The organism is Comamonas composti DSM 21721 (assembly GCF_000429845.1).
GTDB classification, from domain to species: domain Bacteria; phylum Pseudomonadota; class Gammaproteobacteria; order Burkholderiales; family Burkholderiaceae_C; genus Comamonas; species Comamonas composti.
The window spans coordinates 55,474-76,437 of sequence record NZ_KE386974.1; the positions used below are offsets into that span (position 1 = coordinate 55,474).

Sequence of the window (20,964 nt, forward strand, 5' to 3'; positions counted from 1 at the left end):
TCATTTCACCTGAGCACCAGCACCGGGATGTGCGAGTGCGTGAGCACGTGCTGGGTCTCGCTGCCCAGCAGCAGCCGCTGCAGGCCTTTGCGGCCGTGCGAGGCCATGACGATGAGGTCGCACTCGCGGCGCTTGGCCGTGTCGATCACGCTTTCGGCCACGAGGTCGGACTGCACGATCTCGGTGGTCACCTGGACCTTGCGAGACTGGCCTTCGGCCTTGATGGCGTCGAGCAGGGTCTGGGAGTGGCTGGCCCACTGGGCCTCTATGCGCTGGGTCTCCTTGAGGGGCAGGACCTCTCCGCCTTCGAAGTAGCTGCGCGGATAGTGGGGCACGACCTTGAGTGCAATCACCTGGGCACCGCACAGGGCGGCCAGATCAAGGCCGTGGGCGACGGCCTTGTCCGAGAGCTCGGAACCGTCGGACGCGATCAGGATGCGGTTGTACATGGCATGTCTCCTTGAAGTGAAGCGGATGGTGTGAGTTTATTAAGCATAGAAGCAGGTGCGACTTAATGTTTGACTAATGTCAATGTGTATATCATGGCGGCCAATTAAGCTAAAACCATGCCCCAGACCCCCGCTGATGATTCCGTGGCCGGAGTCCCAGAGTCTGCGCTGGAATTTGGCTCTCTGTCCATGCCGCAGGCCTCGGCCTTGCTGCTTGACGACCCTCAGGAGTGGAGTTCTTTTGGAAGGCCGGCCGGAGCTGGCGCTTCCGTGGACAGCTCCACGCCAGCTTGCGAGTCTCCTGTGTGGGACTCGTTTGTCGTTTTGGAGGGTATGCACTGTGCGGCTTGCGCGCTGACCATCGAGGAGGCGCTGCAGGCCGTACCCGGTGTGGACAAGGCCGAAGTCAGCGCTGCAACTCGTCGTGCCCGTATCACCTGGCGCCCTGCCCAAGTGCTTCCATCCGAATGGATGGCGGCCGTGCAGAGCGCGGGCTACAGCGCGCTGCCCGCGCGCGATGCCTTCGCGCGCGAGCGCCGCCAGGCCGAGAGCCGGCGCGCGCTGTGGCGCTGGCTGGTGGCCGGTTTTTGCATGATGCAGGTCATGATGTATGCGTGGCCCGCCTATGTGGCGCGCCCCGGCGATCTGTCGCTGGAGATGGAGACCTTGCTGCGTTGGGCCTCCTGGGTGATCTCGCTGCCCGTGGTGCTGTTTTGCTGCGGCCCGTTCTTCTCCAGTGCCCTGCGCGACATACGTGCGCGCCGCGTGAGCATGGATCTGCCCGTGGCCCTGGGCATGTTCATCACCTTTGTGATCAGCTCGCTGGGCACCTTCGATCCTTCGGGGCCCTTTGGTCAGGAAGTCTTCTACGACTCGTTGACCATGTTCGTGTTCTTTCTGCTCACGGGGCGCCTGGTCGAGCTGCATCTGCGCGATCGCACGGCGGGGGCGCTGGAAGCCGTGATGAACCGCTTGCCGGATTCGGTGCTCAGGCTGGATGCCGGTGGCCGGGCCGAGCGCGTGACCACGCGCAGGCTCAAGAATGGCGATGTGGTGCGGGTGCTCGTGGGCGAGGCCTTTCCTGCCGACGGCCGCATCGTGCGCGGCCGCACCCATGCCGACGAAGCGCTGCTCACGGGCGAGTCCACACCCGTGCTGCGCGCCGAGGGCGATGCGGTCACTGCAGGCAGCTACAACCTCGATGCCGTGATCGACATGCGCGTCGAGGGCGTGGGCGCGGATACGCGCTTTGCGCAGATCGTGGATCTCATGGAAAGCGCATCCATGCAAAAGCCGCGCCTGGCCCAGCTCGCAGACAAGGTCGCCCGGCCTTTTCTCGTGGTCGTGCTGCTGGCGGCCCTGGGCGCGGCCATCTGGTGGTGGCCCGTGGCACCGGGCAAGGCGGCCATGGTGGCCGTGGCCGTGCTCATCGTCACCTGTCCCTGCGCGCTGTCCCTGGCCACACCCGTGGCCATGCTCACTGCGGCGGGCACGCTGGCGCGCCGTGGCGTGCTGGTACGCAACCTCCAGGGGCTGGAGGCGCTGGCCGCCGTGGACACCCTGGTCTTTGACAAGACCGGCACGCTGACGCGCGACGGCCTGGCGCTGCAGAAGGTGAATGTGGCGCAGGGCGAGGACGCCGATCGCATGCTGGCGCTGGCTGCCCAACTGGCCCGTCAGTCCATACATCCGGCCTCGCGCTCCCTGGTGCGCGCGGCCGAGCTCGCGGGCCTGGAGAGCGCCAGCGGCATCCGAATCGAAAAAATCCAGGAGCTCGCGGGCCTGGGGCTGGAGGCCTGGGTGTCCATGCCGGGCTGCGCAGTCCGGCATTTGCGCCTGGGGTCGGCCCGCCATGCGGGCGTGGGAGAGCTCATGACTTTTGACGGCCAGAGCGTGCTGCTGGCCGAGCAGGTGGGCGAGGGCGGTGGCTGGACGGCCCTGGCCCAGTTCGGCTTCAGCGAAGACCTGCGGCCCGAGGCCCGGGCCGTGGTCCAGGCGCTGAAAAGCCAGGGCGTGCAGGTGCAACTGCTGTCGGGCGATCGCGGAGAGGCGGTGCAGGCCATGGCCGCGCGCGTGGGCATAGAGCGCGCCGAGGGCGATTGCCAGCCCCAGGACAAGCTCGATCGCCTGCGCGAGATCCAGCAGGGCGGCCACCACGTTGCCATGGTCGGCGACGGCCTCAACGATGGTCCGATTCTGGCTGGCGCCCATGTGTCGTTTGCGTTCGGCAAGTCCGTGCCCCTGGCACAGTCGCGTGCCGATTTCGTGGTGCTGAGCGATGACCTGGAGCGGGTGCTGCAGACTTTGCTGCTGTCGCGCCGTACGCTGCGCGTGGTGCGCCAGAACCTGGGCTGGGCGGCGGCCTACAACGCCGTGTCGATTCCTCTGGCTCTCATGGGCTGGATGCCGGCCTGGCTGGCGGGGCTGGGCATGGCCTTGAGCTCGCTGCTGGTGGTGCTCAATGCGGCCCGTCTGGTGCGCTCCGTGCCGGGATTGCCGTCCGGGCAAGAGGGCGGAGAAACAAAGAAATATGCAGGGCCTGGCGGCGTGGGAGGGACGCTGCCGGTGTCCTCGCCGGTCTTGCAGGAGAGGGCTTGAACCATGGATGTCTTGTATTTGCTGATTCCCCTGTCCGTGGTTCTGGTGCTGGCCATTCTGGCAGCCCTTTGGTGGGCTGTTTACCGAGGCCAGTTCGAGAGCGTGGAGCAGGAGGGTGAGCGCATTCTTCGCGACGATTGACGTGCGTCAATGCACGAAAAAGCCAGGCAATGAACACTTTGAAAGCAATCTAAGAGGTGCACGATGGAATCAACGAATAACAACGCTGTCTATTACGACGATACCGTCGTAAGGCAGTTCTCAATCATGGCCGTCGTCTGGGGGGTGGTGGGCATGGCCGTAGGCGTGCTTATCGCGTCGCAGCTGGCCTGGCCCGAGCTCAACTTCGGCATTCCATGGCTCAGCTATGGGCGCCTGCGTCCGCTGCATACGAATGCCGTGATCTTTGCCTTTGGCGGCTCGGCCCTGTTTGCCACGAGCTACTACGTGGTGCAGCGTACCTGCCAGACACGCTTGTTCATGCCCAAGCTGGCCAGCCTGACCTTCTGGTGCTGGCAACTGGTCATCGTGGCTGCAGCCATCAGCCTGCCCCTGGGCTACACCCAGGGCAAGGAGTACGCCGAGCTCGAGTGGCCCATCGATCTGCTGATCGCCGTCACCTGGGTGTCCTATGCGATCGTGTTCTTCGGCACGATTGGCATCCGCAAGGTCAGGCACATCTATGTGGCCAACTGGTTCTTCGGCGCCTTCATCATTGCCGTGGCCCTGCTGCACATCGTGAACAGCGCCTCGGTTCCAGCGGGCTGGATGAAGAGCTACTCGGCCTATGCAGGCGTGCAGGACGCCATGGTCCAGTGGTGGTACGGCCATAACGCCGTGGGCTTTTTCCTCACCGCAGGCTTCCTGGGCATGATGTATTACTTCATCCCCAAGCAGGCCGGCCGTCCCGTGTACTCGTATCGCCTGTCGATCGTGCACTTCTGGGCGCTGATCTTCACTTACATGTGGGCCGGTCCTCACCACCTGCACTACACGGCGCTGCCGGACTGGACCCAGTCGGTGGGCATGGTGTTTTCGCTGATCCTGCTGGCCCCCAGCTGGGGCGGCATGATCAACGGCATCATGACGCTGTCGGGTGCATGGCACAAACTGCGTGACGACCCCATCCTGCGCTTCCTGATCGTGTCCCTGTCGTTCTACGGCATGTCCACCTTCGAAGGTCCGATGATGTCGATCAAGACCGTCAACGCGCTCTCGCACTACACCGACTGGACCGTGGGCCACGTCCACTCCGGCGCTCTGGGCTGGGTGGGTCTGATCACCATGGGCTCGCTTTACTACCTGATCCCGCGCCTGTTCGGCAGGACCAAGATGCATTCGGTGCCGGCTATCGAGCTGCACTTCTGGATGGCCACCATCGGCATCGTGCTCTACATCGCCGCGATGTGGATTGCGGGCGTGATGCAGGGTCTGATGTGGCGCGCCGTCAACCCCGATGGCACCTTGACCTACACCTTCGTCGAAAGCGTGAAGGCGACCTATCCGTTCTACGTGATTCGCGTGCTCGGCGGCCTGCTCTATCTGGGCGGCATGCTGGTGATGATGTGGAATACCTGGAAGACGGCGATGTCCGGTCGTTCCGTGAAGGTGGCCGTGCCGGCTGTCGTGGCCCACGCCTGAGCATCAAGGAGCTTTATTCATGTCCGATCACAATAACGCGGCTCCCAAGAGCTTTTCCCACGAGAAGGTGGAAACCAACAACTTTCTGCTGATCGTGCTCACGCTGTTCGTCGTGGCCATCGGCGGTCTGGTGGAAATCGTTCCGCTGTTCTTCCAGAAGTCCACCACGGAAGCCGTGGCGGGCCTCAAGCCCTATACGCCCTTGCAGCTCATGGGCCGTGACGTCTATCTGCGCGAGGGCTGCTACAACTGCCACTCGCAAATGATTCGTCCATTCCGCGCCGAGACCATGCGCTACGGCCACTACTCGGTGGCTGGCGAGTTCGTCTATGACCACCCGTTCCAGTGGGGCTCCAAGCGCACAGGGCCCGATCTGCACCGCGTGGGCGGCAAGTACAGCGACGAATGGCATCGCATTCACCTGAACAATCCGCGTGACGTGGTGCCCGAGTCCAACATGCCTGCCTATCCCTGGCTGGAAACCGACAAGGTCGACGACACCGTGGTTGCCCAGCGCATGAAGGCGCTGCGCACCGTGGGCGTGCCCTACAGCGATGAGGAGATCGAGGGCGCGGCCGAACAGGTCAAGGGCAAGACGGAAATGGAAGCCGTGATCGCCTATCTGCAAGTCCTTGGTACGTCCGTGAAGTAAAGGAGAGGGCATATGGATATCACCACCATGCGCATCCTGGCCACGCTGGTTTCCTTTGCGTGTTTCCTGGGAATTTGGTGGTGGGCTTTTGCCCGCCGCAACAAGGCACGTTTCGACGAGGCGGCACAACTGCCCTTCGATCAAGACTGAGTCTCTCCACCAGAACGAGAACACCCCATGAGCGATTTCGTAAACAATTTCTGGTCGATCTATGTCGCAGCGATCACGCTGGGCGGCATCTTCGGCTGCATGCTGTTGCTGTATCTGACGGCACGCAAAAAGGTGGTTTCCTCGCCTTCGGGCGACAACACCACGGGCCACGTCTGGGACGAGGACCTGCGTGAGCTGAACAATCCCATGCCCAAGTGGTGGATGGGCCTGTTCATCATCACCACGGTGTTCGGCCTGGGCTACCTGGCAGCCTATCCGGGCCTGGGATCCTTCGAGGGCAAGCTGGGCTGGAGCACGACCGATGCCTACGCCAAGGAAATGGCCAAGGCCAAGGCCGAGCTCGAGCCCCTGTATGCCAGGTTCACGAGCATGCCCACCGAGGAAATGGCCAAGGATCACCAGGCCATGGCCATTGGCGAGCGCCTGTTCATGAACAACTGCGCCCAATGCCACGGCTCGGACGCGCGCGGTGGCAAGAGCTTTCCCAACCTGACCGACGGTGACTGGCTGTGGGGTGGCGAGCCCGACAAGATCAAGGAAACCATTACCAACGGCCGTATTGGCGTCATGCCTCCGCAGGCCGAAGCGGTGGGGTCGCCCGAGGATGTGAGCAATCTGGCTCACTACGTGCTGAGCCTGTCGGACAGTCCGCACAACTCTTTGAAGGCTTCGCTGGGCAAGTCCAAGTTCACGGCTTGCGCTGCATGCCACGGCATGGACGGCAAGGGCAACCAGCTGCTGGGCGCCCCCAATCTGACCGACGACATCTGGCTGCATGGCTGGGGCGAAGCTGCGATCACGGCCATGATCAACAACGGCAAGCACAACGAAATGCCGGCTCAGAAGGACAAGCTGACCGAGGCGCAGATCGCCGTGCTGACCTCCTATGTCTGGGGTCTGTCCAACACCCAGGACGGAAACTGAGACTCACAGCTGAAGGCGGCGCGAAAGCGCCGCCTTTTTGCCTTTAGGTAGTTTCAGACATTTCAAAAAGATAAAGGAATAGCGATGAAGTCCGACAGCGGGAAAGACGCGGGCAAGCCAGTCCGCAAAGTCATCCCGATCACGCCAGCCGAGCCCGATCCGAGCCAGATGGTGGCCATGTTCGAGTCCGAGAAAAAGGTCTATGCGCGCTCGATCTCCGGTGTTTTTGCGCGCTGGCGCTGGATCATGGTCTTTCTCACCCAGATCGTCTTCTACGGCCTGCCCTGGCTGGAGTGGGGGCAGCGCCAGATGGTGCTGTTCGATCTGGGCGCGCGGCGCTTTTACCTGTTTGGCCTGGTGCTCTACCCCCAGGACTTCATCTATCTGACGGGCCTGCTCATCATCTGCGCACTGTCGCTGTTCCTGTTCACTGCGGTGGCGGGGCGGCTGTGGTGTGGCTTCTCTTGTCCGCAAACGGTCTACACCGAGATCTTCATGTGGATCGAGAGCAAGGTCGAAGGTGATCGCAGTGCACGCATGCGTCTGGACAAGAACGGCTGGACCTTTGAAAAAGTCTGGAAGAAGTCGCTCAAGCAGGTTCTGTGGATTGTGTTTGCACTGTGGACCGGCTTTACCTTTGTTGGCTACTTTGTGCCGATCCGAGAGCTTGGCGGCGAGCTGCTGACTCTGCAAGGCAACTGGCAGATCTTCTGGGTGCTGTTCTATGGCTTTGCCACCTACGGCAACGCCGGCTATATGCGCGAGCAGGTCTGCAAATACATGTGTCCCTATGCCCGCTTTCAGAGCGCCATGTTCGACAAGGACACCATGATCGTGAGCTATGACACGGGCCGTGGCGAGCCGCGTGCACCGCGTACGAAAAAGATCGATCACAAGGCCCAGGGCATGGGGGACTGCATAGACTGCAAGCTGTGTGTGCAGGTCTGCCCTGTGGGCATCGATATCCGCAACGGTCTGCAGTACGAATGCATAGGCTGTGGCCTGTGCATAGACGCCTGCGACTCCATCATGGACAAGATGGAGTACCCGCGCGGGCTGATCCGCCTGACCACGCAAAATGCCGTGGCCAAGCTCTGGCAGCGTGCTCAGGTGATTCGCCGCATCTTCCGACCACGCGTGCTCATCTACTCCGGCGTGCTGCTGGCCTTGAGTATTGCCATGATCGCCAGCCTGGCCTTGCGCCAGACCGTGAAGGTGGACGTGATTCGCGATCGTGCCTCGCTGTCGCGTATCGTGGCCGGAGGCAAGCTGGAAAACGTCTATCGCCTGCAGATCATGAATGCCACGGAGCATACGCAGCGCTACCGGCTCAGCGCTCATGGCCTGCCAGGACTGGAGCTGGCATCCGAGACCGAGGTCGAGGTCGGCCCTGCAGAAACTCGCGGCATTGCAGCGCGGCTGCAGATTCCTTATGGCTCCGCCGAGTCCGGGTCGCATACCGTGTATTTCGATATCGACGCCCTGCAGGCGGGTGCGGGCCGGGCCACGGAGAAAGCCGTGTTCTTGGTGCCTCGATGAAGCATGCCCTGGGCTGTCTTCGCGGCCTTTCCCCCTCTCTTCGGGAGAGGGAGGCAGCCCCGGCAAAGGCGTAAACATGTTCTTGGGCCAGGCCGGTTTTATATTCGGTGCCATGGCCTGGTGAAAAGATGGTCGGACATTGCGTGGCCTGGGCTGCGCTGAAAGAAAGAGGTTTTTTTATGTCTTCAACTCCTGCAGAAGCGCCCCTGGCTTCGGCCACCGCAGCCCATCCCGAGGCCAGCAAGCCCTGGTGGAAGTTCGGCCATGTCTGGCTGGTGCTTGCGGGGCCGGCCATCGTGGTCGTGGCTGGTGTGGTCACGGCCATGATCGCCATGCACGATGCCGACCCCGTGATCGACCCCGACTACTACAAGAATGGCGTGGAAATCAATGAGCGCCTGAACGATGCGCAGAAAAGCCTGGCCCCCGCCGTCACGGGGCGCAACCACGCCATGACGCCAGCCGAAGACCACCCTGTGGACCGCTGATCCCATCGCTGCGGCCAGAGCCGGCCCGGCTCCTGAAGCCGGGGCCATTTTTGCCTGACTGCCGCAGAGGCTAGAAAAATGCCTGGATGCGCCGCTGCGCATGTTCCAGCAGCCAGAGCTTTTTCTTGGCCCGTGTCATGGCCACATAAAGCCGGTTGCGCTCCAGAAAGGCGAGCTCGCGCGCTGCGGGCGCAGGAAAGCGGCCTGGCTCCAGAAAGGGCAGGGCTACGTGCTCGTATTCCTTGCCCTTGGCTTCTTCAATCGTGCTCAGGTGGAAGTCGAAGCCCTGGCCTGCGCGCACGGCACGCTCAAAGCGTCTGGCCATGGCCGAGATATCGGCCAGCAACTGGGGCACGCTCATGCCAGCCGTGCTGTCCACAAAGGACTGAACGCGGTGGTGCAACTGGCGGGTGGGCTCATCCTGTCGTGCCTGGCTGGGAAACAGGCCCCAGACATCGGCCTGCATCAGCAAGGCTTGGGCGTCGGCTTGCAGGGACAGCGGCAGTTGCAGAAAGCTGCCAAAGGCCGCGAAGTTGCGCTGTCCGCCCTGCAGGCTGGATTCGCCGCGCAGAAAGCGCCAGATGATTTGCGGGTTGTGCAGCATCTGTCCTGCCATTTGCTGGGCCTGCGTGTGGCGGCTGGCGCTGTCCATGGCTTGCGCGTCCACACTGCCCTTGCCGTAGTAGAGAGCACCCTCCACAAAGGCCGAGAGCAGCTCCAGGCCCAGTGGACAGGTATCGGCCTTCCAGTCCAGGCGCTGCATGCTGTGGGCATAGCAAAGGCCGAGCAGCAAGGCTACCTCACGCTCGAGGTAAAAACGCTTGAAGCCATAAAAGCTCGCGCTCTTGCCCGCGCGGTGCAAGGCCCATTCAAGCGCGCAGGCCTCATGGGGCTGGCGCAGTATCACGGTCAGCGAGGCAGCTCCCAGGCTGGAGGCCTGCTGTGCCGATGCCTGACGCGTAAGCCCGGCCTGGGCTTGGAGCAAGAGCGCTATGCATTCCTCATCGGTTTCATAGCTTTGGAGAATCACCTTGCTCTGGCGTGTGGCTGTGGTCTTGAGGTCGAGATCAAACCACTGGTTGACGGCGCCTGCGATCTCGGGACCAAAGCGCCGGGACTGGGTCAGCGGCAGGCTTTGCGTGGCATGGGGCAGGAATTCGTCCAGACGGTGCAACTGGTCTTCGAAGACCGACCAGGCCTGGGCTTCTATGTGCTGGTTGAAGTCGCCGGCCCCAAGAAAGCTGCCATTGCTTTGTTGCAACAGGCCGCGCAGCACCTGCAGCGAGGCGAGGTCCAGATCGTGCATCTCATCGAGCACGACCAGGTCGTAGGCCGGGGTGTCCAGCGTCTGGCCGTCGAGGACGGCACAGGCCAGCGCATAGCTGCAATCGCCGTGCGCGTAATACAGCACGTCGCCGCAGGTGTCGACGCGCGCGCGCTCGTACTCAAAGAACAGGCAGGCCTGTCCGTAGTCGAGCAAATACTCCTCGCAGAACTGGGCAAGGCTTGTGCCCGAATCTTGCAGGGTCTGTGGCAAAAGCGATTTTTTGGCGCGTAGATTGAAGGCCCAGAACGCATCTAGGTCGAGCTCGCCGCTCAACTCCAGCCGCGCATCGGGTTGTTCCTGAGCGCGCCATTCCAGGCTGGTGCGTGCCTTGCGGACCTGATCGTGCAAGACCAGGCGATCGGCCTCAAAGCGGGCGTCCGGATCTTGCCTGCGAATTTGCTGGGCGGCCCAGCGCTCCAGCGTGGTGATTTGTACCTGGGGCGGAATCTCGCGCATCAGCCGCCCCAGTCGGTGGTGGAACGCCGCCACGCCGGCCCTGGAGTAGGCGAGCACCAGAATGCGCTGCGACTTGCCGCTTGCGCAGGCCTGGGCCACCTTGCTGGCCAGGGTGGTGGTCTTGCCCGTACCCGCGAGAGCAGAGGCAATGGCCGACTTGCCCGGATGCGCGAGTATGGCCTGCTGCTCGCGCGAGAGGATGAGCCGCGCGTCAGTCGAGGCTGGGGATGGATGAGTCATGCAAAAACAGTAGCTGGATGCCCGCGCTCCACGTTGGAGATGGGCCAAAAGTCTTGAAATTCCTGCGCATTGTGGCCTGTTCCTGCGGGACCGCAGGCTGCTTTGGTAATACCACCTCGGCTTTGATCCGGGCTTTTGCAGAAGTTGGCGGCAACTGCCGGTGGGTTGCAGGTGAAAGTCTTTAATTGATGCTTACGTCTTAGAAAATTGATTCAACTTCTTTTAAAGATAAGGTAATTTGCTGAAAGTTAAGGAGCTTCAAAAAGCCCCGATTATTTTTGCAGCTCAGAGGCTTTTTCCACTTGCGCATGGACTTTCGGCATCCAGAATAAAAAGCAAATGTGGATCCAAGGAGTTTTCGATGAGCACCAGCAACACCGCCCAGCCCGTGCAATGGCATGTGAGACAAGCTGTCCAGCCCGCGCCTGAAAAAAGAGCCTGGAGCGTGCAAGCCGTACAGCAGCTTTTGGACAAGCCCTTTTTGGATCTCCTGTTCCAGGCCCAGAGCGTGCACCGCGCCCACTGGCCTGAAGGTGACATAGAGCTGGCCACGCTGCTGTCCGTGAAGACCGGGGGATGCCCGGAAAACTGCGGCTACTGCCCTCAGTCGGTGGAGTTCGACACGGGGGTCAAGGCGGAAAAGCTCATGAGCGTGGAAGAGGTCACGCATGCTGCACTGGCCGCCAAAAATGCGGGAGCCACACGCTTTTGCATGGGCGCAGCCTGGCGTGCACCCAAGGACAGGGATATTGAAAAGATGAATGCCCTCATCGGTGCGGTCAAGGGGTTGGGCCTGCAAACCTGCGCGACGCTGGGCATGCTCGAACCCCATCAGGCCCGCTCCTTGCGCGAGGCGGGGCTCGATTACTACAACCACAACCTCGATACGGCACCCGAGTACTACCAGGACGTGGTCAGCACGCGCGAGTACCAGGACAGGCTGGACACTCTGCAAGCTGTGCGCGCGGCCGGCATCAGCGTGTGCTGTGGCGGCATCATCGGCATGGGTGAGGAGACCGTGCACCGTGCCGGGCTGATCGCCCAACTGGCCAATCTGAACCCGCACCCCGAATCCGTACCCATTAACAGCCTGGTGCGCGTGCCTGGAACGCCCCTGGCCGATGCCGAGCCCGTGGACCCCCTGGATTTTGTGCGTGTGATCGCCGTGGCCCGTATCACCATGCCCACGGCCCGCGTGCGCCTGTCGGCGGGCCGCCAGCAACTTGGCGATGCGGTTCAGGCCCTGTGCTTCATGGCTGGTGCGAACTCTATTTTTTATGGAGACAAGCTGCTGGTCACCGGCAATCCTGATGTCGAGGCCGATACTGCCCTGCTGCGCAAGCTGGGCCTGAACGATTACAAGCAGCCGGTTTGCTGAGAACGTAAACACGTTCTGAGAGATCCTGCGGCGCGTTCTGCCTGCAAGCAGCCTGGAACGGGAAGCGGCGGCGCAGGTCGCGTGGTGACGGATGAAGCCATGCTTGGACCGGGTCCGGGCAATAAAGTCACTGCCAACAGGGGCGAGCCCATTTCGGGCTTTAAGTGGATCATGGCCTGGCTACCATGGCTGACGTCACAACCACTCACAGGCAAGAGCCGGGCCGCCGGTTCTTGCTCCTGCCTCCATGTCCTCCAAGTCACTTCGCACATCAGAGCATGCGCGTTCCGAGGAAAGCTCGGTACTCATGGTCCTGGCCGTCATCGTCGTGCTGCTGGGCATTCTGGGCCTGGCCGGCTACCAGTTTTGGAAGCACAAGATGGAGCAGGAGCAGGCGCTCAAGGCCTCGCGCACTTACCGGGGTTATGTAGAGACCCAGCAGCCGGCACCTTCGGTATCCGAGCCCGAGCAAGCCTCGGCCCTCAGCGAAGAGCGGCAGATGGAACAAAAGCTGCTAGCCCATCCCGGCGTGACTCCGGGCCAGGGCTTCGGGGCACCAGGCGTCAAATCCACGGGCGTACGTATTATTGATGCCATCGATGAGGCCCAGGCGCGCCAAAAGCAGCAGCAGCCTTGACCCGGTCTCGGGCCGGCACATGCACCAGCTCGCTGGCCGAGGACCGAAGGCGGGTCAGCCAAGAATGACCACCTCCAGCAAGGCGCAGGCGCTGTGCCGAGGAGATCGTCAACAGGCTCTCAGGCGCTTAGGGCGATGGTCACAAGTGCCGACGCATCTTCCAGCGCGCGTACGCCGTGCGGGACATTCGGTGGGAGATGCATGAGCTCGCCGGCTTGAAGCGGGCGGGGCCCATCGCCCAGTAGCACATCCAGCCGGCCTTCCAGACAGTGCAGGCTCACGCTGCCCGGGATCTTGTGCGGCGGCAGCGACTGGCTGGCCCGCAGCACAATGCGGATGACTTCCATGTCCTCGGCTTTGAACAGGGCGTAACTCCTGGCGCTCGCCAGATGCGAGCCAAAGGGTTGCACATTGATGGCCTGGGCGCTGGCTGCTTTGGGTATGGACATGCTGGAACTCCGAGTGGTGGCACGGTTTCAGGCGGTAGCCGCATTGTCGGCCCAAGCCTCGAACCCTTTCAACTGCAAGCCCATGACAGGTGGGTGCCCAGCAGGGCTTTCTTCCCCAGATTGATCAAGCGCGCAAGGATGGCGCGCGGATGCAGGCCAGGCTGACAACCTGTCCTCAGAGCGTGTTCACGATCTCTACGCAGGCGCGTTGGAGCGCAATCGGGATGAGCTCGAGTCGATGAGCCGCAGCTTTTGCACCGGGTCTGGCGCGATGGTATCTGCGCCGTATGGCGCGCCTCGTCAAGATGCAGCGCGCTTTTGAGACGAAGGGCTCGGTTGTGGGCATAGGCATGCACGGGGCTCAGGCTGACCAGGCTCGCCAGGACATTGCTTTGCGAGCCTTGCGTAAGGCGGGATTCGCGTTAACCCCGGGCCGGCCTTTCCATCGAGAAGAAACCGCCGCAAAGAAGCAAAAAGAGGGCCAGGTTGCGGGGCTGGTGTCGTGCCACCGATCAGGTGTGGGACTTTTGTTTTTAAGGCTTGAGCTCGATGGAGTGCACCTGGCCAGCCGCCAGCCGGCTGGCCGCGCGGTCGGAAAAATAGTGCTCCAGCGTGACGCGTACGGTGCGAAAGGCAAGCTCGGACCAGGGGATTTCGGCCTCGGAGAACAGCTTCACCTCCATGGTCTCGGGGCCGGGATAGCACTCTTCGCGCAGCAACCGGGCCAGGTAGAACAAATGCACCTGCCCTACATAGGACACATCGACGATGGAGAACAGCCGTCCCATCTCTATGTCGGCTCCGGCCTCTTCGTCGGTTTCGCGCCGGGCGCCGCCTGCCGTGGATTCGCCCAGCTCCATGAAGCCTGCAGGCAAGGTCCACAGGCCCATGCGGGGCTCGATATTGCGCTTGCACAAAAGCACGCGGCCGTCGTCCATGACCGGAAGAGTGCCCACCACATTGAGCGGATTCTCGTAGTGGACGGTGTGGCAATGCGGGCAGATGGCGCGCTCACGCGTGTCGCCATCGTCGGGGAGCCGGTAGACCACGGCCGTGCCACAGGCGCGGCAGAACTTGATGGGGCTGCGAAAATTCATGCCTGGACTATAGAGAAAAAAGCAGGCCAGCGCTTATGGGGCGAGCGCTGGCAGCTACTGATTTACGAGCGTTCATGCGCTCAGGCAAGCTTCAGGCGCAAGGGCTCAAGTCCGGTGACGCTGGCTTCGAGCATGTCGCCGCGCACAACCGCGCCCACGCCTTCGGGAGTTCCCGTCATGATCAGGTCGCCAGGCCTGAGCTCCCAGGCAGCTGACAGATGCTCGATGGTTTCGGCAATATTCCAGATCAGCTTGGAGATCTGACTGTATTGGCGCGTGGCGCCGTTGACCTTGAGCTCGATGGCCGCGGTTGCAATGTCTGTGGCTTGCGCCGCAGGCGTGATGACGCCCACCGGGGCCGACTGCTCGAAAGCCTTGCCTATGCACCAGGGGCGGCCCTGTTTTTTCATCTCGTTTTGCAGGTCGCGCCGTGTCATGTCCAGGCCGACGGCGTAGCCATAGATGTACTCCATGGCATCGGCAGCGGCAATGCTTTTGCCTTCCTTGCCGATGGCCACCACCAGCTCGACCTCATGGTGCAGGTTGGCCGTGAGCCCGGGGTAGTCCATGGTGCCTGTGGCAGAAGGCTCAACGGCGACCAGTGCATCGGCGGGCTTGAGAAAGAAGAATGGGGGCTCGCGGCCCGTAAAACCCATTTCCTTGGCATGTTCTTCGTAATTGCGGCCCACGCAGAAGATGCGGCGTACCGGAAAACGCTGGGCACGGCCTGCAACAGGCAGGCTTGTCGGGGTGGGCGGTGGGAATACATAGCTCATGTGAGTCTTCCTGCGGGCAGATCCTGTCTTGAACGTGGCAGCAAGTGTGCCACGTGCCCAGCCTCTCCAGGCTCTGACGCAGGGTATGCTGCCAAACCATGAAGCTGCATACCTATTTCCGCTCGTCGGCCTCTTATCGCGTGCGCATTGCGCTGGAGCTCAAAGGGCTGGGCTATGAAGCCATTCCTGTGCATCTGGTGCGCAATGAGCATCTGGCTGCGGCCTATGCAAGCCGCATGGGCGATGCCCTGGTACCGGCGCTGGAGACCGATGACGGCTCGTGGCTGAGCCAGTCCATGGCCATCATCGAATACCTGGATGAAACCCATGGCGGCTTGCGCTTGCTGCCCGGGGATGCGCTGAGCCGCGCGCGCGTGAGGGCTCTGGCCCAGATGGTGGCTTGCGAGATCCACCCGCTCAACAACCTGCGTGTGCTCAGGTATCTGGTGCATGAACTCGGTGTCTCGGAGGAGGACAAAAGCCGCTGGTATGCACATTGGGTCAGGTCAGGTCTGGAGGCCATGGAGCGTCAACTGGACCTGTTCGATCAGCAAAGAGCGGCCTCGGGGCTTGCATCCTCGCCGTTTTGCTGGGACGAGACGCCGACCTTGGCCGACTGCTGCCTGGTGCCGCAAGTGTTCAATGCTCGGCGTTTCAAGGTGGCGCTGGACGGGCTGCCACGCATCAAGGCCATCGCCGAACGCTGCGAGGCCATGCCAGCCTTCGCCCGCGCCCATCCATCGGCCTGCCCGGATGCCGAATGAGATCGTCAGTACATCCTCAAAGCGCCCTGGTGGGGGTGGGGAGTTCCTTTCTGATTCCCGACTGGCCCGCGCCGACGGGTGTGCATGCGCTGTGCACCATGCGCTCTGGCGGAGTCAGTGCAGCGCCCTGGAATAGCTTGAACCTGGGGAGCCATGTCGGCGATGCGCCGGAGGCCGTGGCCGAGAACCGGCGCCGGCTCTCTCAGGCTATCGATGCGCTGACGCCTGGCGCCCGGCCCGTATTCCTCAACCAGGTGCATGGCTGCGAGGCTTTGCGCCTGGATGCACAAAGCTGTGACGGGCTGGCCTTTGATGCGAGCATCGCCCATGAGCGTGGACGGGTATGCACCATCATGGTGGCCGACTGCCTGCCCGTGCTGCTTGCGCACGAGAGCGGGCTGGTCGTGGGAGCCGCCCATGCGGGCTGGCGCGGCCTGGCGGGCCTGCCCGCAGGGGCGCAAAGGCCTCAGGCCACAGGGGTGGTGGAGCGCCTTTTCGCTCGATTGGGCGAGGCGCTCGAAGACGTAACCGGCCGCAGGCAAGGGGCCGGGCAGCTTGCGCGCCAGACCCTTGCCTGGCTGGGGCCTTGCATAGGAGCGCAGGCATTTGAGGTGGGAAACGAAGTGCGCGCGGTCTTCATGGCCCATGAGGAAAAAGCCGCACAGTGCTTCACGGCTTCGGGCGCCAGATACCTGGCCGACCTGCAAGCCCTGGCCCGTCAGCGACTGGCGGCTCTGGGCATCCATCAGGTCTATGGCAACGATGGTGGCCCTGGCTGGTGCACGGTCAGCAATGAATCAGCATTCTTCTCGCACCGCCGCGATGCCGCCAGGCTGGGCAGCAGCGGGCGCTTTGCGGTCTGTATCTGGCTCGGATGACGAGGCGGCCTGCTGCTCGGCGAGTGCGCGTGCGCGCAGTTTTCGTTTGCGGGCCGGGGTGGCCAGGATGTACAGCAGGATCGACAGGGGCAGCAACCCATAGAGAACAAAGGTGATGATTGCGCCCAGGATGCTGCCCATGGGGCTTGTGGCCTCAGCCAGGGCCATCATGAGCGTGACATACAACCAGGCGATAGCGACGAGATACATGGGCAATGAAAACCAGTTGATGTGCAGCAAACCGGATTGGGGCTTGTGCCAAGAAGGAGTTGACGGGGCTGGGCCACAATCGGCAGCAACAGAGCGCCACGCATGGGCATGTCGGGACGTTATCAGCAATCACGAGGGTAAAGCATGAATTTTGACTCACCATGGGGCCAGGCAGGCACGCTCTGGCAGCAGTTCTGGGGCGAGCAATGGGGACGCACGCTGCAGTCCCTGCAGCAAATGGGGCCGCTGGCAACTGTGGCCCAGCAGTCGCTCGATGGCGGACTGTCCCCGGCTGCTCTGGGCGAGCATATGCCGGCGGGGCTGGATGCCGAGAAGCTCAATGTCTTGCAGCAGCAGTATCTTGAAGGGGTCAAGGCCTTGTGCGAGCCGGGTGCGGTCCAGGCCTTGCTGGCCCAGGACAAGCGCTTCAATACGGAATCCTGGAGCTCCAACCCCCTGGCGGCGGCCACGGCAGCGAATTACCTGTTCAACAGCCGCATGCTCATGAATCTGGCAGATGCTGTGCAGGGCGATGACAAGACTCGCAATCGTGTGCGTTTTGCAGTTGAGCAATGGGTGGCTGCCATGTCACCCAGCAACTTCCTGGCGCTCAACGCCGAGGCCCAGAAAAAGGCGCTGGAGACCCAGGGCGAAAGCCTGGCTCAAGGGGTGGCGAATTTGCTGGCCGACATGCGCCAGGGCCATGTGTCCATGACCGATGAAAGCCAGTTCACGGTCGGCAAGAACGTGGCCACGACCGAAGGGGCCGTGGTCTTTCAGAACGACTTGTTCCAGCTCATAGAGTACAAGCCGCTGACGGGAAAGATCCACGAGCGTCCATTTCTCATGGTGCCGCCTTGCATCAACAAGTTCTATATCCTGGATCTGCAGCCCGACAACTCGTTGATCCGCCATGCGGTCAGCGAGGGGCACAGAACCTTTGTGATGAGCTGGTGCAACCCCGATGAAAGCCTGGCGCACAAGACCTGGGATGACTACATTGACGAGGGCGTGCTCACGGGCATTCGCGTAGCGCGCGAGATCGCGCAGGCTGAGCAGATCAATGTGCTGGGCTTTTGCGTGGGTGGAACCATGCTGTCCACGGCCCTGGCCGTGCTCCAGGCCCGGCATGAGCGCGAGCAGGGCCCAGCTACGAAGACTCCAGCCAAGCGAGCCTCAAGCAGCAGCCGGCCTGCGGCAAAGAGCTCGCCTGCGCGCGCCACGGCGGCGGCCGATGCGCCGTTTCCCGTGGCCAGCATGACGCTGCTGACCACCTTCATCGACTTCGGTAACACCGGCGTGCTCGATGTTTTCATCGACGAGTCCATGGTGCGCTTTCGCGAGCTCCAGATGGGGCAGGGCGGTCTCATGAAGGGGCAGGATCTCGCATCCACCTTCAGCTTCTTGCGCCCCAATGATCTGGTCTGGAACTATGTGGTCGGCAACTACCTCAAGGGCGAGACTCCGCCGCCTTTTGATCTGCTGTACTGGAACAGTGATTGCACCAACCTGCCAGGGCCTTACTACGCCTGGTATCTGCGTAATCTCTATTTGGAAAACAAACTGGTGCAGCCCGCAGCCCTGACGGTATGCGGCGAAAGCATCAACATGCAGGCGCTCAAGATTCCCGCCTATGTCTACGGCTCGCGTGAAGACCATATCGTGCCCGTGGCTGGTTCGTATGCGTCGACCCAGGTGCTGAGCGGGGACACGCGATTCGTCATGGGCGCCTCAGGTCATATTGCTGGCGTGATCAATCCTCCGGCCAAGAACAAGCGCAGCCATTGGCTGCGTGAGGATGGACAGCTTCCCGCGAGTCTTGCGCAATGGCTGGAGGGTGCAAAGGAGCATAAAGGCAGTTGGTGGAACGACTGGAGCCTGTGGCTGGCTTCGCATGCGGGCAAGCTCGTGGCAGCGCCCAAGCAATATGGCAAGCCTAGGGAATACACGGCCATCGAGCCAGCTCCGGGCAGTTACGTGCAGGTCAAGGCCTGAGGCACAATGGGGTTATGCTGCGGCGCAATATAAATGCTGCAGCAATGCAGGCGGGACTGGCTGCCACAGTCAGATCGGCCTCGCCTTGACCGTTTCAAAAGACCGAGGAAAGCATCGTCATCATGGAAGACATCGTCATCGTTTCCGCTGTTCGCACGGCTGTCGGCAAGTTTGGTGGAAGCCTGTCCAAGACTCCTGCCACCGAGCTAGGCGCTATCGTGATTCGTGAGGCCTTGTCGCGCGCCAAGCTGGGCGCCGACCAGGTCGGGGAGGTCATCATGGGGCAGGTGCTGACCGCTGGCGTCGGCCAGAATCCTGCACGCCAGGCCATGATGGCTGCAGGTGTTGCCAAGGAGACGCCGGCACTGACCATCAATGCCGTGTGTGGCTCTGGCCTCAAGGCCGTGATGCTGGCTGCCCAGGCCGTGGCCACGGGCGACAGTGAAATCGTGGTCGCAGGCGGTCAGGAGAACATGAGTCTGTCTCCCCACGTGCTCAACGGCTCGCGCGACGGCCAGCGCATGGGGGACTGGAAGATGACGGACACTATGATTGTGGACGGCCTGTGGGACGTCTATAACCAGTACCACATGGGCATTACGGCGGAGAACGTCGCCAAGGCAAAGCAGGTCAGCCGCGAGGCCCAGGACCAACTGGCCCTGGGCAGCCAGCAAAAGGCGGCTGCGGCCCAGGATGCGGGCAAGTTCGTGGATGAAATCGTGCCTGTCAGCATCCCCCAGCGCAAGGGCGATCCCATCGTGTTTGCGACCGACGAGTACATCAACCGCAAGACCAATGCAGAGGCCCTGGCCAGCCTGCGTCCTGCCTTTGACAAGGCCGGCTCGGTCACGGCCGGCAATGCCTCGGGCCTTAATGATGGCGCGGCCGCCTTGGTCGTGATGAGCGCCTCCAAGGCCAAGGCCCTGGGTCTCAAGCCTCTGGCGCGCATCGTTTCGTACGCGACCAGCGGACTGGATCCCGCGACCATGGGCCTGGGCCCGGTGTTCGCAGCACGCAAGGCATTGGAGCGCGCGAATTGGAGCGCCAAGGATGTTGACCTGTACGAACTCAACGAAGCTTTTGCGGCCCAGGCCTGTGCGGTGAATCAGGATCTGGGCATTGATGCCACCAAGGTCAACGTCAATGGTGGAGCCATTGCGATTGGACACCCCATTGGTGCATCGGGGGCACGCATTCTGGTCACCTTGCTGCATGAAATGCAGCGCAGCGGCGCCAGCAAAGGCCTTGCAGGCCTGTGCATAGGCGGTGGCATGGGCGTGGCCATGGCTGTGGAGCGTTGCTGAGCCAAAGGGCAGGCGGGTCACTCAGGGTAGATCCTCACGCTAGCAGAGGTCTGAATGGACTGGGTTGAATACAGCGCATTGCATACTGTTGGTGTGGTCGGGTGGCCGTGAGAGCCATGGCCCTGAGGCAATGCCTGGTTGAGTGGACCGGGCATTGTGGAGAGTGTGATCGTGAGACAGAAATCGATCTATAGGAGAGACAGATGGGGCAGAAAGTAGCGTACGTCACAGGAGGCATGGGCGGCATTGGTACTGCCATTTGCCAGCGCCTGCATAAGGAGGGTTTCAAGGTCATTGCGGGTTGCGGTCCTTCGCGCGACTACCGTAAGTGGCTTGATGAACAAAAGGCCTTGGGCTATGGGTTTCATGCTTCGGTGGGCAATGTGGGCAATTGGGAGTCCACCGTAGAGGCCTTTTCCAAGGCCAAGGCCGAATACGGCGTCATCGACGTGCTGGTCAATAATGCAGGCATCACGCGCGACCGCATGTTTGTGAAGATGACGCCCGATGACTGGCAAGCGGTGATCGAGACCAACCTCAATTCCATGTTCAACGTGACCAAGCAGGTCGTGGGCGACATGGTGGAAAAGGGCTGGGGCCGGATCATCAACATCAGCTCGGTGAATGGAGCCAAGGGGCAGGCAGGGCAGACCAACTATTCGGCTGCCAAGGCAGGTATGCATGGCTTTACCATGGCTTTGGCCCAGGAACTTGCCACCAAGGGCGTGACGGTGAACACGGTCAGCCCTGGCTACATCGGCACCGACATGGTCAAGGCCATACGACCCGAGGTGCTGGAGAAGATCGTAGGCACGATTCCCGTCAAGCGCCTGGGTGAGCCCAGCGAAATTGCTTCCATCATTGCCTGGCTAGCCTCGGAAGAGGGCGGTTACTCCACGGGGGCTGACTTCTCCGTCAATGGCGGCTTGCACATGCACTGAGTGGGCCTGAAGTAAACCAACAAAGGGGCTGCGGCCCCTTTGTCATTGGT

21 protein-coding genes are annotated in these 20,964 nt (G+C 62.0%); 15 read left to right on the plus strand and 6 right to left on the minus strand.

The window, feature by feature from the left end:
* Positions 1-5: 5 nt before the first annotated feature.
* Positions 6-449, minus strand: coding sequence for a universal stress protein (locus tag G486_RS0120495; protein ID WP_027017211.1), 444 nt, complete (start codon positions 447-449; stop codon positions 6-8).
* Between the two features lie 117 nt (positions 450-566).
* Between G486_RS0120495 and G486_RS22970 the strand changes: the two genes are divergently transcribed.
* The 8 genes from G486_RS22970 to G486_RS0120535 all read left to right on the plus strand — a co-directional run bounded on the left by G486_RS22970 (position 567) and on the right by G486_RS0120535 (position 8,462).
* A complete protein-coding gene (locus G486_RS22970; protein WP_084455473.1) occupies positions 567-3,047 on the plus strand; it encodes a heavy metal translocating P-type ATPase in 2,481 nt (826 codons plus the stop codon).
* Between the two features lie 3 nt (positions 3,048-3,050).
* Complete coding sequence (gene ccoS / locus G486_RS0120505) at positions 3,051-3,188, plus strand: cbb3-type cytochrome oxidase assembly protein CcoS (RefSeq protein WP_027017212.1); 138 nt, start codon at positions 3,051-3,053, stop codon at positions 3,186-3,188.
* A 63-nt stretch (positions 3,189-3,251) separates the two neighbouring features.
* Positions 3,252-4,688, plus strand: coding sequence for a cytochrome-c oxidase, cbb3-type subunit I (gene ccoN, locus G486_RS0120510; protein WP_027017213.1), 1,437 nt, complete (start codon positions 3,252-3,254; stop codon positions 4,686-4,688).
* Positions 4,689-4,707: 19 nt separating this feature from the next.
* Positions 4,708-5,340 carry a cytochrome-c oxidase, cbb3-type subunit II gene (ccoO, locus tag G486_RS0120515; RefSeq protein ID WP_027017214.1) on the plus strand — a complete coding sequence of 211 codons (633 nt, stop codon included), beginning with the start codon at positions 4,708-4,710 and terminating at the stop codon, positions 5,338-5,340.
* A 12-nt stretch (positions 5,341-5,352) separates the two neighbouring features.
* Positions 5,353-5,490 carry a CcoQ/FixQ family Cbb3-type cytochrome c oxidase assembly chaperone gene (locus G486_RS0120520; protein ID WP_027017215.1) on the plus strand — a complete coding sequence of 46 codons (138 nt, stop codon included), beginning with the start codon at positions 5,353-5,355 and terminating at the stop codon, positions 5,488-5,490.
* Between the two features lie 27 nt (positions 5,491-5,517).
* Positions 5,518-6,435, plus strand: coding sequence for a cytochrome-c oxidase, cbb3-type subunit III (gene ccoP / locus G486_RS0120525; RefSeq protein ID WP_027017216.1), 918 nt, complete (start codon positions 5,518-5,520; stop codon positions 6,433-6,435).
* 84 nt (positions 6,436-6,519) lie between these two features.
* Positions 6,520-7,974, plus strand: a complete 1,455-nt coding sequence (gene ccoG, locus G486_RS0120530) for a cytochrome c oxidase accessory protein CcoG (protein WP_027017217.1) — start codon at positions 6,520-6,522, stop codon at positions 7,972-7,974.
* Positions 7,975-8,153: 179 nt separating this feature from the next.
* Positions 8,154-8,462, plus strand: a complete 309-nt coding sequence (locus G486_RS0120535) for a FixH family protein (protein WP_027017218.1) — start codon at positions 8,154-8,156, stop codon at positions 8,460-8,462.
* A gap of 70 nt (positions 8,463-8,532) precedes the next feature.
* Here G486_RS0120535 and G486_RS22975 read toward each other — a convergent pair whose 3' ends face one another.
* On the minus strand, positions 8,533-10,485 hold the full coding sequence (locus tag G486_RS22975) for a UvrD-helicase domain-containing protein (RefSeq protein WP_051303706.1): 1,953 nt from the start codon (positions 10,483-10,485) through the stop codon (positions 8,533-8,535).
* A 361-nt stretch (positions 10,486-10,846) separates the two neighbouring features.
* Here G486_RS22975 and bioB point away from each other — a divergent pair, with 361 nt between their 5' ends.
* Both bioB and G486_RS0120550 read left to right on the plus strand, forming a co-directional pair.
* A complete protein-coding gene (bioB, locus tag G486_RS0120545; protein WP_027017219.1) occupies positions 10,847-11,863 on the plus strand; it encodes a biotin synthase BioB in 1,017 nt (338 codons plus the stop codon).
* 247 nt (positions 11,864-12,110) lie between these two features.
* The gene (locus G486_RS0120550) at positions 12,111-12,500 is read left to right on the plus strand and encodes a tetratricopeptide repeat protein (protein ID WP_027017220.1); all 390 of its coding nucleotides are present in this window, start codon (positions 12,111-12,113) and stop codon (positions 12,498-12,500) included.
* Positions 12,501-12,619: 119 nt separating this feature from the next.
* Here the strand turns inward: G486_RS0120550 and G486_RS0120555 are convergent, their stop codons facing one another.
* The 3 genes from G486_RS0120555 to G486_RS0120565 all read right to left on the minus strand — a co-directional run bounded on the left by G486_RS0120555 (position 12,620) and on the right by G486_RS0120565 (position 14,822).
* Complete coding sequence (locus G486_RS0120555) at positions 12,620-12,949, minus strand: cupin domain-containing protein (RefSeq protein WP_027017221.1); 330 nt, start codon at positions 12,947-12,949, stop codon at positions 12,620-12,622.
* A 533-nt stretch (positions 12,950-13,482) separates the two neighbouring features.
* Positions 13,483-14,046: an NUDIX hydrolase gene (locus G486_RS0120560; protein ID WP_027017222.1), complete on the minus strand. Its 564-nt coding sequence runs from the start codon at positions 14,044-14,046 to the stop codon at positions 13,483-13,485.
* Positions 14,047-14,126: 80 nt separating this feature from the next.
* Positions 14,127-14,822 carry a fumarylacetoacetate hydrolase family protein gene (locus tag G486_RS0120565; RefSeq protein WP_027017223.1) on the minus strand — a complete coding sequence of 232 codons (696 nt, stop codon included), beginning with the start codon at positions 14,820-14,822 and terminating at the stop codon, positions 14,127-14,129.
* A gap of 98 nt (positions 14,823-14,920) precedes the next feature.
* On the opposite strand from G486_RS0120565, the gene maiA reads away from it, so the two are divergent.
* Both maiA and G486_RS0120575 read left to right on the plus strand, forming a co-directional pair.
* Positions 14,921-15,586, plus strand: coding sequence for a maleylacetoacetate isomerase (gene maiA / locus G486_RS0120570; protein ID WP_027017224.1), 666 nt, complete (start codon positions 14,921-14,923; stop codon positions 15,584-15,586).
* Positions 15,583-16,464 (plus strand): polyphenol oxidase family protein, encoded by an 882-nt coding sequence (locus G486_RS0120575; RefSeq protein WP_051303707.1) that lies wholly within the window; start codon positions 15,583-15,585, stop codon positions 16,462-16,464. The genes maiA and G486_RS0120575 overlap by 4 nt, the downstream gene beginning before the upstream one ends.
* Here the strand turns inward: G486_RS0120575 and G486_RS23825 are convergent.
* The gene (locus tag G486_RS23825) at positions 16,384-16,674 is read right to left on the minus strand and encodes a hypothetical protein (protein ID WP_084455478.1); all 291 of its coding nucleotides are present in this window, start codon (positions 16,672-16,674) and stop codon (positions 16,384-16,386) included. The genes G486_RS0120575 and G486_RS23825 overlap by 81 nt on opposite strands.
* 144 nt (positions 16,675-16,818) lie before the next feature.
* Here G486_RS23825 and G486_RS0120585 point away from each other — a divergent pair, with 144 nt between their 5' ends.
* From G486_RS0120585 to phbB, 3 genes are all read left to right on the plus strand, one after another.
* Positions 16,819-18,669, plus strand: a complete 1,851-nt coding sequence (locus G486_RS0120585; protein WP_027017227.1) for a PHA/PHB synthase family protein — start codon at positions 16,819-16,821, stop codon at positions 18,667-18,669.
* Positions 18,670-18,791: 122 nt separating this feature from the next.
* Complete coding sequence (locus tag G486_RS0120590) at positions 18,792-19,973, plus strand: acetyl-CoA C-acetyltransferase (RefSeq protein WP_027017228.1); 1,182 nt, start codon at positions 18,792-18,794, stop codon at positions 19,971-19,973.
* Positions 19,974-20,176: 203 nt separating this feature from the next.
* The gene (gene phbB / locus G486_RS0120595) at positions 20,177-20,914 is read left to right on the plus strand and encodes an acetoacetyl-CoA reductase (RefSeq protein ID WP_027017229.1); all 738 of its coding nucleotides are present in this window, start codon (positions 20,177-20,179) and stop codon (positions 20,912-20,914) included.
* Positions 20,915-20,964 lie beyond the last annotated feature (50 nt).

Coding starts and splice junctions, on each gene's coding strand:
- G486_RS0120495 (WP_027017211.1), bottom strand. CDS start 449: ATGTACAACCGCATCCTGATCGCGTCCGACGGTTCCGAGCTCTCGGAC.
- G486_RS22970 (WP_084455473.1), top strand. CDS start 567: ATGCCCCAGACCCCCGCTGATGATTCCGTGGCCGGAGTCCCAGAGTCT.
- ccoS (WP_027017212.1), top strand. CDS start 3,051: ATGGATGTCTTGTATTTGCTGATTCCCCTGTCCGTGGTTCTGGTGCTG.
- ccoN (WP_027017213.1), top strand. CDS start 3,252: ATGGAATCAACGAATAACAACGCTGTCTATTACGACGATACCGTCGTA.
- ccoO (WP_027017214.1), top strand. CDS start 4,708: ATGTCCGATCACAATAACGCGGCTCCCAAGAGCTTTTCCCACGAGAAG.
- G486_RS0120520 (WP_027017215.1), top strand. CDS start 5,353: ATGGATATCACCACCATGCGCATCCTGGCCACGCTGGTTTCCTTTGCG.
- ccoP (WP_027017216.1), top strand. CDS start 5,518: ATGAGCGATTTCGTAAACAATTTCTGGTCGATCTATGTCGCAGCGATC.
- ccoG (WP_027017217.1), top strand. CDS start 6,520: ATGAAGTCCGACAGCGGGAAAGACGCGGGCAAGCCAGTCCGCAAAGTC.
- G486_RS0120535 (WP_027017218.1), top strand. CDS start 8,154: ATGTCTTCAACTCCTGCAGAAGCGCCCCTGGCTTCGGCCACCGCAGCC.
- G486_RS22975 (WP_051303706.1), bottom strand. CDS start 10,485: ATGACTCATCCATCCCCAGCCTCGACTGACGCGCGGCTCATCCTCTCG.
- bioB (WP_027017219.1), top strand. CDS start 10,847: ATGAGCACCAGCAACACCGCCCAGCCCGTGCAATGGCATGTGAGACAA.
- G486_RS0120550 (WP_027017220.1), top strand. CDS start 12,111: ATGTCCTCCAAGTCACTTCGCACATCAGAGCATGCGCGTTCCGAGGAA.
- G486_RS0120555 (WP_027017221.1), bottom strand. CDS start 12,949: ATGTCCATACCCAAAGCAGCCAGCGCCCAGGCCATCAATGTGCAACCC.
- G486_RS0120560 (WP_027017222.1), bottom strand. CDS start 14,046: ATGAATTTTCGCAGCCCCATCAAGTTCTGCCGCGCCTGTGGCACGGCC.
- G486_RS0120565 (WP_027017223.1), bottom strand. CDS start 14,822: ATGAGCTATGTATTCCCACCGCCCACCCCGACAAGCCTGCCTGTTGCA.
- maiA (WP_027017224.1), top strand. CDS start 14,921: ATGAAGCTGCATACCTATTTCCGCTCGTCGGCCTCTTATCGCGTGCGC.
- G486_RS0120575 (WP_051303707.1), top strand. CDS start 15,583: ATGAGATCGTCAGTACATCCTCAAAGCGCCCTGGTGGGGGTGGGGAGT.
- G486_RS23825 (WP_084455478.1), bottom strand. CDS start 16,674: ATGTATCTCGTCGCTATCGCCTGGTTGTATGTCACGCTCATGATGGCC.
- G486_RS0120585 (WP_027017227.1), top strand. CDS start 16,819: ATGAATTTTGACTCACCATGGGGCCAGGCAGGCACGCTCTGGCAGCAG.
- G486_RS0120590 (WP_027017228.1), top strand. CDS start 18,792: ATGGAAGACATCGTCATCGTTTCCGCTGTTCGCACGGCTGTCGGCAAG.
- phbB (WP_027017229.1), top strand. CDS start 20,177: ATGGGGCAGAAAGTAGCGTACGTCACAGGAGGCATGGGCGGCATTGGT.